We start from the raw sequence: 12,025 nt of genomic DNA, 5'->3' as shown, positions 1-12,025 counted from the left end.
TTTCATTCCAAATATTAGGTTGCTTCAAATTCGAACTGAGAGCATTTTAACTATTTTTTCACGACTGATTATACACAAACTACCTTATAACGCAAAACTCAATTAATCGGGCTTTTCCGCACTTGAAACTTGAGAACTACTGGTATTTTTCTTTAGTTGTTTTTTTCGAAATGCATATATAATGACTAAAAGCAGTGGAAAAAAAAGCCCTACTACTATAGATAAGGACAAGGAAGTTGTTGTATCAAAATTTTCTAGATAAATAATGTTGGGGAAAGTAATAACCGATAATGCGAGAACTATTATTCCTAATGGATAAGTTAATGGACGATAATCTTTCAAGTTCAAAATCTGAGCTAGACCTAAAACAGAAGCAAAAAAATAAAGAACTATCTTAAAGTATAAAGACATAATCCATAACGCAGCCATAAATCCTTCTATTCGGTTCACAAAATTCCCTACATTTATTACTTTAGCTAAAGCATAACTTGGATAAAATTGTCTGGCTGTTACATTGGAACCTAAAACGAACACACACAGCATTGTAATAATAATAATAATGATCCCCCCAATAATATTACCGATAAAAAAATATTTTTTTGCTTTCTTAACTTGGGTTATAAATGCGGGAAATATCATTAGTAAAACAATTGCATTAACGGATGTTATTACAACGACCTGCAACGATGACTGTATTAGAGATTTACCACTAGATTGAAAAATAGGTTCTAAATTAACAATTTCGATCTGAGGAAGAATAAAACCTACTAATACGATAAACAAGAAAAAGAAGACAAAAATTAATATTTCTGCTGTTCGAGCAAATGTAGGCAACCCAAGGCGTACCGCCATTGTTAAGATAAAAGCTTCTAAGCTATTAAGCACGACCATTGGTGTGTTAGGCAACATTTGCGTTTTTAAAAAAGATCCGGAATGGACTAATAGAGTAGCAACATAAAGCAAACACATTAATACAAAGATAAGAGAAACTATTTTTCCAAGCCATTTACCCAATATTTTTTCATTCAATTGGATATAAGTTAGTTCAGGGAACCAAAGGCCTATAAAAGTAAAAAACCAAATGACCAAAACACCAACTATAGCCCCTATAATTGCGGCAATCCAAGCATCTTGGGCAGATTTAATAGCTAATGCAGAAGGCAAAGCCAAGATACTTGTACCAATCGTAAAAAAAATGACCAGCACCAAAAATTGAAATGGATTTATTTTATTTTTTTGCACCTTTCCTCCCCCTCTCTAGTTTTCCTTTTCTTACTAGTTTATAATATTATTTAGTGGTTTTAGCATGTAAGTTAAGAAATTCACTGGATTCGGAACTGTTACTCCAAATGCTAATAAAATGCTCAAAACAACACCAAAAGCTAGTAATACCGAAAATATGGCTACCTCTTTTATTAACTTTTTTTTTACGAGTTGAGGTACTTCTAAAATTACGATGACTGCTGCTACAATTAGAATTCCAAAAGTTTTTACCATATCTTTAGTCCTTCATATTCTGTAAGAAAGAATTATCAATTGCCCCTGCATACTTTATCTTTACATTCACGCCAACATTCACTTTTAAGTTAGGGAATTCTTCCTCCCAATTGGACTCCACTTTTCCCCATACTTTCGGTTCCTGTTGATAAATAGTTGCTCCAAATCCAAAAACATCTGAATTAAAATCATTCTGCACAGTTTTGATCGTATGATGAATATTCTTTTTTATTTGAGTTTCAAAAGTTTTCTCAAGCTCTGTTATCGTCTTTTCATTTCTAATATCTATCAAACATTCTACTGCACCGACATTTGCTTCAACATCCATTTTTATATCTATTTCAGGTGAAGAATTTACTGTTTTACTCTTAACCTTTGTTTGAAAGCGTTGAATTTCCAAATTTAATTCCCCTTCTTTTGGGCAAGCAACAGTAGTAACTGCTCGTTTTACATGCTTAGTTATGGCATTGTACCCTCTTTCATCAAATTCATCTAACCAACCTATCAATTTATCTTCTTTAAAAATCGCAAGGCCATCATATTGCATTCGTGCAGAAGGTGTGATTGAATCTAGGTTCTGTTTATTCGATCCACTCTTCTTATCTCCAGTAATAATAATTCCAGTTAATACTGGCTCTTTTCCTTTACGTTCTAAATCTCCGATAAAATCAGCTAACTTTACTCCAACTGTAGTAGAATTATTATCTTTTGCTTTCTGAAGTATGTTAAACATATTATTTGAAGGGATATTCTCTAATGGAGTTTGAACATTTAGCACTTCTTCCGCAGTACTATCTTTCGCTACTACTACATAGAAATCTGCTCGGACTTCCCAATTTCTTGACATAAAGTCTAATGCTTTTCCAATTCCTTCTTTTGCTAAAGATTCACCAAAAACAAGCATTTGCAGATGACCTGGATAAATGATCCTTGGCGACTCTTTTGTTAATTTCCGTAAGGCTTCTTCCACAGTTAGTCCAGTCGCTTGAAAGAGGACTATTTGCGAATGGCCAGGTCCTCCTTTCAAAGATAATTCTGAAGGAACTACAACTTGTGCAGAAACTTTATATCCATTATCTGATTTGTCAATCCCAATAGCCATCGTAATGGCTAATTCATTTAACTCTCGTTTATCCCAACAACCTGCAAGTAAAAAGATAAGACTTAGTAATACAATTATTTTTTTTGCCATAACTTGACCACTACCTTATGCTTATTTATCCTTGTCAGATTTTGGATTTTCGTATCGTTGTCTAATTTTATTTTTAGATAGAAAACTTGGACGTGTTGTCAATTTCCATAATGGCTGACGAATGAATATATCCTTTTGAGCAGATGGAATAAACGGAGCTAATGGAGTCATATAAGGAATTCCAAATGAACTTAAACTACATAAATGTAGTATTAATGCTATTAAGCCAATTGTCATACCATATAAACCAAACATAGCAGCTAATGCGATAAACATAAAACGCAACATTCTACTAGCAATTGCGATGTCATATGAAGGAGGAACAAAACTTGCAATAGCTGTAAGGGACACAACAATAACCATCGCAGCTGAAATGATACCAGCTTCAACTGCCGCAGTTCCAATAACAAAACCACCTACTATAGACATAGCTGCACCAATAACCCTTGGCATCCTAAGTCCTGCTTCCCGCAAAATTTCAAATGCAATTTCCATAATCATTACTTCAATAAAAGCTGGAAATGGAACATTTTCACGTTGTGCAGCAAGACTAATGAGCAGTGGAGACGGTAACATTTCATGATGAAAAGTAATAATCGCAACATACAAACCAGGAGCGAGTAAAGAAATTCCAAATGCAAAAAAACGAAGAAGTCGAATTAAACTAGCCATTGTGCTTCGCTGATAATAATCTTCAGTAGATTGAAAGAACTGGGTGAAAAGAGCCGGTACGATTAGTACAAACGGTGTGCCATCTATTAGAATGGCAATTTGACCTTCCAATAGAGATGCAGCTGTGCTATCAGGACGCTCTGTATTATAAACGGTTGGAAATGGAGAATACTTTGAATCCTGAATCAATTCTTCAATATTTGCACTTTCAAGTATCCCATCAATGTCTATACTATCTAATCTGGTGCGTAATTCTTCTAATACAGAGTTTTTAGCTACGTCTTTGATATACATAATCGCAATATTTGTTTTGGACCGTTTCCCAATAACCTTAGATTCCATCCATAGATTCGGATCTTTAATAATACGGCGAATTAATGCTGTATTTATACGTAAATTTTCGGAGAACCCTTCTCGCGGTCCTCTTACTACAGACTGAGCTGTTGGTTCCGTCACACCACGTTCTGCCCAGTGCTTATTTCCAATGATGAATCCCTTAGAGTTTCCGTCTACTAAAAAAATAGCGTCCCCCGATAAAAGAGCCGTTAGTAAATCTTCGAAATTTATTAAATCTTTAATCTCCCCAACAGTCAACGCAACGTCTTTTAACGTATTCATTAGATTTGATGTAGTTATGAGATTTTCTTCAAGTTCCGTATTTTCAATATCTAACATCAGTGTTTCCAGTACGAAGTTTTGTAAAGAGGTTGCATCACTTAAGCCGTCTGTATAGATGATACCTGCTTTTATCGCACCATCTTTACCAATTCGTATTTCACGAAAGATAATATCAGTGCTTTCGCCAAGTGTATCTTTTATAAATTGTAAATTATCTTGAAGATTGGACTTTATTGAAATTTTTTCATTCGATGAAGAAGTATCATTGCTTGCATTATTTTTTTTCGTAATACTCGTCATCCCCCTCTTTACCAAAATATAACTTGGATAGATCTACATAAGTTTAACCAGTTCACGTTTTGTTTATTCATGTTTAAAATGTACGATATTATATACATGGATAAAAAAGATTCAGTTCTAAACAAAAAAATGATAAACTGTACAAATGCGCAAAAATTGAGTGGAAAGTTAGAAGAGGTGTAGATGTGGTAGAAAAGATTAAAAAAGAATGGTTTTCAAATGTACGAGCAGACATTCTTGCAGGAATTGTTGTTGCGTTAGCGTTAATACCTGAAGCAATAGCTTTCTCGATTATTGCGGGAGTCGATCCGATGGTCGGTTTGTATGCTTCCTTTATTATTGCCGTAACGATTTCGTTTGTTGGTGGTCGTCCTGCAATGATTTCAGCTGCTACTGGTGCGATGGCACTTCTGATGGGTCCTCTAGTCAAAAGTTTTGGGCTCGATTATTTACTAGCAGCGACCATTTTAACCGGTGTTATTCAAGTAGTCTTTGGTGTTTTTAAAATAGCAAGATTAATGAAGTTTATTCCGAGGGCTGTAATGATTGGATTCGTGAATGCTTTAGCTATTCTAATTTTTATGGCGCAAGTTCCTCATATTTTAGGGGAATCTATTATGACCTATATTTTTGTAGCTGTTACACTTGTTATCGTGTATGTGCTTCCTCGATTTATGAAATCTATCCCCGCCCCGCTTATTGCAATAGTAGCGTTAACAGTGGCAACACTTTATGCAGGTATAGATTTAAAGGTAGTTGGTGATTTAGGTACAATTACAAAGTCACTACCTGAGTTCTTTATCCCCAATGTTCCATTTAACTTAGAAACTCTAACTATCATTTTTCCGTATTCGATTGCACTTGCTATCGTAGGTTTGTTGGAATCTTTATTAACGGCATCTATAATCGATGACATGACCGGAACGGAAAGTAATAAAAACAGAGAATCGAAAGGGCAAGGAATTGCTAATGTGATTAATGGATTTTTTGGAGGAATGGCTGGTTGCGCGATGATTGGACAATCTGTTATTAATGTGAAATCAGGCGGTCGAGGTAGACTTTCTACGTTTGTTGCAGGCGTCTTTTTAATGTTTTTAATCATTGTGCTTGGAGATTTAGTTGTACAAATTCCAATGCCTGTACTTGTAGGGATTATGATTATGGTATGTATCGGGACATTTGACTGGAATTCCTTTACTTACATTCGAAAAGCTCCTCGTTCGGATGCGATCGTTATGCTCGTTACCGTAATTATCGTAGTAGCTACGAACGATTTGTCTAAAGGGGTCATTGCAGGAGTCATTTTAAGTGCAGTTTTCTTTGTAGCAAAAATTGCTAAGATCAATGTTAGAAAAAGCACAAAAGCGAATAACTTGCTCTTTGAGATAGAAGGTCAGCTATTTTTCGCTTCCGTTCAAGATTTTGAACATGCATTTGATTTTCAAGTGAAGCAAAAAAATATTATAATCGATTTTGAAAACTCCCACATTTGGGATGATTCGGCTGTCGGGGCAATCGATAAAGTAGTCGCGAAATATCGTGAAAATAATAATGTCGTTACACTGCAAGGATTAGATTCAATGAGTAAAAAACTGGTGAACAAATTAACGATTTACAATCATCTAAATATTACCTCGGATATTAAGTAAGAAAGAAAAGCGGATGCCCTATTTTTCGGGCATCCGCTTTATTTTTCATTTCTTGCAAAAACCCCAACGACTTCAACAGTTTCAGAAATGTTAATAAATGCATTTTCATCATGTTTACGAACGATTTGTTTAATCTGCATCGTCTCATAACGGGTAACAACCATCATTAAAATTTGCTTTTTTTCTAAAGTATAACCACCATAACCATCTGTAATAGTCACTCCACGGTAAATCGAACTAAGTAGTTCTTTTCGTATTTCTTCACCAAAAGTTGTAACAATTTGCATCGTCAGTTTTTCGTGGTTCGTGTAGATTGTATCCACCATTTTACCGGTCAAGTAAATGGACAACAATGTATATAATGCAATTTCCCAGTTAAATACTGCTCCTGATATGAGAACGATCAGGCCGTTCATCCCTGTTAAAAGTAAACCGACACGAATATTACTTTTTCGAGAAATAATCATTGCAATAATATCCATTCCACCTGAAGTACCTGAATATTTTAAAATAACTCCAATACCAATCCCACCAATTATTCCACCGAATATAGAAGAGAGTAATATATTATCAGTGATAGATTGTGCAGGTAAAAAGTACAAAAAAACGGATAAGGAAATCACACAAACGAGTGTATTCAACGTAATTTTTTTCCCGAGCTTGAAATATCCTAATACAAGTAAAGGTAAATTAAGGATAAAGTTCAGTAATCCAGTATCAAATGGAGTTATTAATCCAAGCAAAATGGCAATTCCACTAACCCCACTACTAAGTATTTCATTAGGGACTAAAAAGAAATTAAATGCAAACGCAATAATTAGGGAGCCCACAATGACAATTAAATTTTTCATTCTATATGTTCCCCTCCAATTGTTTCAAAAAAAAACTCGCCCAATTAGGACGAGCCTTACTTGTAATCACAAAATTATTCTCTTCTAAATGATACAAGTAATAATTTAACAAAGAAATTCATGGAAGTCAATAAATGTTGATCCCCTGCAATTAATAATCTTATTTTACTGTGATCATTCCGTTATCAGTTGAAAGTTTGATCATGTTTTCACCGTTTCCAAACGTCGTTTGCTCAGATGATTTACCAAAGATGCTAATTCTACCATTGTCTGTTTTAGCATGAATTGTTGCATTTGTTGGTTCCTGTTCCGCTTGAATGTTTATAAGACCATTATTTGTTTCCAACGAAATTGCCCGATCTAGGTTGTTAGTTAGTAATGATATTTGCCCATTATCTGTTTCTGCATTTATGGAGCCCTCTACGTGACGAAGCGAAATCTTCCCATTATCCGTTTGAACATATACATTTTCAGAAGCAATATCTGTCAACTCTATCTCTCCATTATTTGATTCTAGATTTACGCTTGTAGCTTGCATGTTTTTTACGATAATTCTTCCATTATCGATTTCTGTCTTAATTTCGCCATACTCTTTTACAGGGACGTGAACAGTGATTTTATTACTTAATGAAGAAAAACCAAATTGGATAAAATTCCGACGTTTTTCTTTTAACTCAACATAAAGTGTATCTCCTTTAACATCAGCACTCAAATGATATTTCAATTTTTTCTTCATCTTACCTGAAAATGATACTGTCGTTTTCTTTTCTTTCGTTGGTAGTAATTCAACAGTTGCATTATCTGCTACAACCTCAATGTTAGAATAATTTTTATCCTCTACGATAATTTCATCTGATTTTTGTACGAATTTATCTTGGACATTTAAGATAATATTTATCGCTGCTCCAGCTAATAATACAAACAAACATATTATTGCAATTTTTTTAAAACTCATCTTGTCATCCTCCATTTACTATTTTACTTGTTACACCTTATTATATAGAACATAGAATATATTCAAATGGTCTGGAGCAGTGATTTCATCTAAGCCTTAAGGCGTATAATGTCAATTTTCTCTTCGTTAAATATTCTTATGATTTATTCCATTTTTCCTATCTGTTTTTCTAGTAAATTAGTTTTCTCATTTAGCAGTTCAGTATAAGTAGCCAGTTCCTCTTTACTGTTTGTTTTTATGTAAAATGGTTCTCCAAATATGATGGTCGCTTTTTTCATTTTCCGTAACTCTTTTAATGTTCTCGGACCAACATATAATGCAGGAACAATTGGCGCTTTTGATAAATTTCCAATCGTTACAGCTCCCCTTTTTAATGGAGCTTCCTCTGATGTTCTTGTTCCACTCGGAAATATGCCAACTACTTCTCCAGATCTTAGAAGCTTCACTGGTTGCTTTATACTACTTGGTGATGGGTTATTTCGGTCAACAGGGAATGCATTTATTTTTCTTAAAAACCATCCAATCACTTTGTTTTCAAAAAGCTCTTTTTTTGCCATATAATGTATCGGCTTTGGCACACATATTCCTAATATGACGATTTCCAACCACCCCCTGTGCGTACAAGTGACGATATATCCCTCATTTTTAGGCAATATATGCTCGTTTTTCATTTCTACTTTTCCAAATAAACGTACGACCAATTTTGCAACGGATAATGTAAAATTATACATAGTCATCACCTTCTATTATCTAGTTTTAGTATCTAGTACTAATTATAATATTATTGAATAAAAAAAACCAGACCCCAAAAAGATCTGGCATAGATAAGACAATTACTACAAATTATTTGATTTACTTATTTAACAGAACCTACATATCGATTTTTAGCCGCCCCTAGACCAAAGATAAAGAGCAATACCGATGCTCCAACCAATAGGAGAAGTGGAATAGTCCAGCTATTTGTAACGTCGTGTAGAAGACCGAATAGTGTAGGACCAACAGCAGCAAGTAGATAACCAACTGATTGAGCCATACCAGATAGTTCTGCAGCTTGATGTGCATTCTCTGTACGTAAGCTGAAAAACATCATAGATAAACTAAAGGCAAATCCTCCCCCAACTCCTAGTAAGATGATCCATAAAACGATCAAATTCGAACCTCCGTAAAGTAATCCAAGAGTTCCCATTAAAAGTAAAATCGATGTAATGGTAACTAACATACGTTGGCTAGACAAACGCCCAGCAATAATTGGAACGATAAAAGTAAACGGAAGTAAAGCTAATTGCATCGTTGAGAGTAACCAGCCAGCTTGATCGGTACTTATTCCTTGTTCCTTTAAAATCTCAGGCAACCATGCGATAAGCACATAAAATACCATAGATTGCAGTCCCATAAACAAGGTTACTTGCCAAGCCAGTGCGGATCGCCATAAATTCAACTTACTATCGTTAGTCGTTTGCTGATGAGTGGAAACTGTTTTCATATGGCGGTGTCTCATTTGAGGTAACCAAAATAAAATAGAGATGAAGCTTAGAACACCCCAAATCCCCAGTGCCCCCTGCCATCCAAATCCTAACCCCATCGCAATCGGAACACTAATACCAGAAGCGACTGCTCCAAATAAATTCATAGAAATGGAGTACACACCCGTCATTAGGCCAATTCGCTTAGGGAATTCTCGTTTAATAAGGCTAGGCAACAATACATTACAAACGGAAATTGCGAATCCAAGGACAGCAGTACCAATGTATAAATAAGCAACGCCTGATAAAGAGCGTAAAATAATTCCTACAGTCAGGAAGATGATAGAAAATAGAATGACTAATTCAAACCCATACTTCCGTCCTAATTTTGGAACAAAAGGGGAGAAAAACGCAAAAGCGAGTAGTGGTAGCGTGGTGATCATTCCAGCTAATGTATTCGATAAATGCATATTATCTCGAATAAGTCCAACCAATGGGCCAACTGAAGTTAAAGGTGCTCGAAGATTAGTTGCAATAAAAATGATCCCTAAAATAATCAACCACGAAGCTGATTGATTACGAATTTTTGAATTGGACTTGGTATGTTGATCTTTACCAAATTGATTTTGTGAACTCATAATGCTTCCTCCTTATATTAGTAACTAAAGTAACTAATCAAGGTCTGTATTGATTAGCATTTACTACATCTGCAGAATCATTCATTCTACAATGTTTTTATTTAATTTAAACGACATATATTATACTATATTATATTAAATAAAATGTATACTATAATTTACGAAAATGGACTTTTCTGTTTATGAAAAGCTTTGAATACCAACTCAACTTTTCCAACGAATATATAACTAAAAACAAAAAATAACCCTCTATCGTCCTTATGGATGATAGAGGGCTATTTTTTGTCTTATGATAAAAAGTAGCAACAATCAGATTCCGTATTTCAACAAAATATGGAGAACAACCACATCATTTGAATTATTTATATATGAATGTGTACCATCTGCACGAAAACTAATAGAATCAAATTGATTCAACTTGTATGACTCTTCATTCACGTTAATTGTTATAGCACCTGTCATTACAGTAACAATTTCCGTTGTATTATGGTGATGTTTTTCCGGATGGTATGTACTATTCGGTTGCAGGTAAGCTCGACACATTTCAATCTCATTACTTGCATTTTGAAAAATCGGTTCCACTATCCAAGTCTTTTGATCCCCAGCAATTCTCAATCCTTTGCCTGCACGTGATAAATTCACATTACTTTCAGTTGCAAATAAGGCCATAAGTGGTATGGATAAACCTTTTGAAATTTTCCACAACATTCCAAGCGTTGGGTTTGTTTCTCCACGTTCGATATTCCCAAGTGTTAGTTTGCTTACACCTGTTATTTCTGATAAATCTTCCAAACTTAATTGCTTTTCTTTACGAAGTTTTCTAAGCGCTGTACCAACTTGTAAAACAACTTGTTTTGGATCATCCATTTCCATTTCCATTTCCCACAATCACTCCCTCATTATGAAAGTAGTATATAACACAAAGCTTAAGATTTGTTATAGTATATAATATCACACATAAAGAATGGGAAAACATACTTTTTCTATGCCTGATCTAGAAATAAAAACACCAGACCCGAGATTGGTCTGATGTACACAATATTCTCTACTCCAAAATATTCCTTTGTTTCTCACGTTTCCACATGTATACAAGTAGTCCAATTCCAATTAATAACATAAAAGAATAAGTTGTTGGAACAACCCACTGTGGAATCCAAATACTGATGATCAACGTAATCAAATACAATAACCCATATCCGATAGTTCCAGCAATAATAGGTATTTGCGCACCAATTAGCACAATATAGTTTGGTACTATACTAGAAAAAACCATTGCAAGTAGAGCCACAATAAAACCTAACGCATAAATCGCCACTATGTTTATCACAATAAATTGGAAGAATGTCGGATCGTACCAGTTGGATTCCCCTATAAACATATGAATAGGCACATCAAAATACATGGACGTATCATTTAACGTATAAAAGCTAAGATAAATAACTAGTAAAGTTGTTATAAGTAAGAGCGTAGAAATAAGACCTGCAAGAACCTTCGACTTATATAAATTACGCCCTATTTTAGATGTATATTGCAAATAGAGTAGCTGCTTCATTCTGTCCTTTAGGAAAATTGGTGAGACGAATAGCACGACGCTAATCATAATTGTAATAGCGACGGATAAGATAAATGTTTTAAAATTTCGTATTACTACCTCGGGATAAACTCCATAAAGTCCTTCTTCTCTCATTTCAAGAAAACGATCTTTTTGCCATACTTTAGCATCCCGAAGATCAATCTTTAATCCTTCTTCTTTCCTTTCATAAAACTCCATAAGCCTTTCCCTTTCTTGAAGTTCCCAAACGGTATCTACACTTTCCTCAAAAAATAATTTGCTATGAAGTGCATATAGTTGATCGTTTTCGTGATCAATATTTTGAAACTTTTCATAGGTATCTATGCCTTCTTCTACAAAATCATTACGGGATTGTAAAAACTGATTTAGTTCTTTCACTTGTGTTTCATACGTTCTCTTAAAATCGACGAATTCCAGTTCATCCATATGTGTTCCATAATTCTCTATCATCTCAATTCCTATCCGATAAGAATCAAGAGCTGGTCTTCCATTTGGAAAATATTCGATATCGAACTCAATTAACAAAAAATATAATATAAAATTCACGATGAAGAGCAAAAGTAACATCTTCCACGTAATAATTTTCTTTAGTTCATGCCATAAAATTCTCAACGTAT

The 12,025-nt window shown here is 34.4% G+C and carries 11 protein-coding genes; 1 reads left to right on the top strand and 10 read right to left on the bottom strand.

The window, feature by feature from the left end; all coding sequences use genetic code 11:
- Positions 1–102 precede the first annotated feature (102 nt).
- The 4 genes from ACIQYS_RS07730 to ACIQYS_RS07715 are packed head-to-tail and all read right to left on the bottom strand — an operon-like array spanning position 103 to position 4,279.
- A complete protein-coding gene (locus tag ACIQYS_RS07730) occupies positions 103–1,242 on the bottom strand; it encodes a GerAB/ArcD/ProY family transporter (RefSeq protein WP_402977152.1) in 1,140 nt (379 codons plus the stop codon).
- A 33-nt stretch (positions 1,243–1,275) separates the two neighbouring features.
- A complete protein-coding gene (locus ACIQYS_RS07725) occupies positions 1,276–1,497 on the bottom strand; it encodes a hypothetical protein (RefSeq protein WP_402977149.1) in 222 nt (73 codons plus the stop codon).
- A gap of 4 nt (positions 1,498–1,501) precedes the next feature.
- Positions 1,502–2,689: a Ger(x)C family spore germination protein gene (locus ACIQYS_RS07720; protein WP_402977146.1), complete on the bottom strand. Its 1,188-nt coding sequence runs from the start codon at positions 2,687–2,689 to the stop codon at positions 1,502–1,504.
- Positions 2,690–2,710: 21 nt separating this feature from the next.
- On the bottom strand, positions 2,711–4,279 hold the full coding sequence (locus ACIQYS_RS07715) for a spore germination protein (protein ID WP_402977143.1): 1,569 nt from the start codon (positions 4,277–4,279) through the stop codon (positions 2,711–2,713).
- A gap of 185 nt (positions 4,280–4,464) precedes the next feature.
- Here ACIQYS_RS07715 and ACIQYS_RS07710 point away from each other — a divergent pair, with 185 nt between their 5' ends.
- Positions 4,465–5,928 carry a SulP family inorganic anion transporter gene (locus ACIQYS_RS07710; protein ID WP_402977140.1) on the top strand — a complete coding sequence of 488 codons (1,464 nt, stop codon included), beginning with the start codon at positions 4,465–4,467 and terminating at the stop codon, positions 5,926–5,928.
- Positions 5,929–5,966: 38 nt separating this feature from the next.
- On the opposite strand, the gene ACIQYS_RS07705 is transcribed toward ACIQYS_RS07710, so the two are convergent.
- The 6 genes from ACIQYS_RS07705 to ACIQYS_RS07680 all read right to left on the bottom strand — a co-directional run bounded on the left by ACIQYS_RS07705 (position 5,967) and on the right by ACIQYS_RS07680 (position 12,020).
- Complete coding sequence (locus ACIQYS_RS07705; protein ID WP_402977137.1) at positions 5,967–6,779, bottom strand: YitT family protein; 813 nt, start codon at positions 6,777–6,779, stop codon at positions 5,967–5,969.
- 160 nt (positions 6,780–6,939) lie between these two features.
- Positions 6,940–7,734 carry a DUF4097 family beta strand repeat-containing protein gene (locus tag ACIQYS_RS07700; protein WP_402977134.1) on the bottom strand — a complete coding sequence of 265 codons (795 nt, stop codon included), beginning with the start codon at positions 7,732–7,734 and terminating at the stop codon, positions 6,940–6,942.
- A 143-nt stretch (positions 7,735–7,877) separates the two neighbouring features.
- A complete protein-coding gene (locus tag ACIQYS_RS07695) occupies positions 7,878–8,465 on the bottom strand; it encodes a lysophospholipid acyltransferase family protein (RefSeq protein ID WP_402977131.1) in 588 nt (195 codons plus the stop codon).
- Positions 8,466–8,590: 125 nt separating this feature from the next.
- Positions 8,591–9,835, bottom strand: coding sequence for a CynX/NimT family MFS transporter (locus ACIQYS_RS07690; protein ID WP_402977128.1), 1,245 nt, complete (start codon positions 9,833–9,835; stop codon positions 8,591–8,593).
- Positions 9,836–10,144: 309 nt separating this feature from the next.
- Positions 10,145–10,714: a helix-turn-helix domain-containing protein gene (locus ACIQYS_RS07685; RefSeq protein ID WP_402977123.1), complete on the bottom strand. Its 570-nt coding sequence runs from the start codon at positions 10,712–10,714 to the stop codon at positions 10,145–10,147.
- 166 nt (positions 10,715–10,880) lie between these two features.
- Positions 10,881–12,020 (bottom strand): transporter, encoded by a 1,140-nt coding sequence (locus ACIQYS_RS07680; RefSeq protein ID WP_402977119.1) that lies wholly within the window; start codon positions 12,018–12,020, stop codon positions 10,881–10,883.
- Positions 12,021–12,025 lie beyond the last annotated feature (5 nt).

Source organism: Psychrobacillus sp. NPDC096426 (genome assembly GCF_044762745.1).
In the GTDB taxonomy this organism is placed as follows: domain Bacteria; phylum Bacillota; class Bacilli; order Bacillales_A; family Planococcaceae; genus Psychrobacillus.
The sequence above is the reverse complement of the archived record's forward strand: the minus strand, read 5'-3'. Positions and strand labels throughout refer to the sequence as shown.

Excerpts from the sequence above, each read along its gene's own strand:
- ACIQYS_RS07725 (WP_402977149.1), bottom strand. The coding sequence starts at position 1,497 with ATGGTAAAAACTTTTGGAATTCTAATTGTAGCAGCAGTCATCGTAATT.
- ACIQYS_RS07720 (WP_402977146.1), bottom strand. The coding sequence starts at position 2,689 with ATGGCAAAAAAAATAATTGTATTACTAAGTCTTATCTTTTTACTTGCA.
- ACIQYS_RS07715 (WP_402977143.1), bottom strand. The coding sequence starts at position 4,279 with ATGACGAGTATTACGAAAAAAAATAATGCAAGCAATGATACTTCTTCA.
- ACIQYS_RS07705 (WP_402977137.1), bottom strand. The coding sequence starts at position 6,779 with ATGAAAAATTTAATTGTCATTGTGGGCTCCCTAATTATTGCGTTTGCA.
- ACIQYS_RS07700 (WP_402977134.1), bottom strand. The coding sequence starts at position 7,734 with ATGAGTTTTAAAAAAATTGCAATAATATGTTTGTTTGTATTATTAGCT.
- ACIQYS_RS07695 (WP_402977131.1), bottom strand. The coding sequence starts at position 8,465 with ATGTATAATTTTACATTATCCGTTGCAAAATTGGTCGTACGTTTATTT.
- ACIQYS_RS07690 (WP_402977128.1), bottom strand. The coding sequence starts at position 9,835 with ATGAGTTCACAAAATCAATTTGGTAAAGATCAACATACCAAGTCCAAT.
- ACIQYS_RS07685 (WP_402977123.1), bottom strand. The coding sequence starts at position 10,714 with ATGGAAATGGAAATGGATGATCCAAAACAAGTTGTTTTACAAGTTGGT.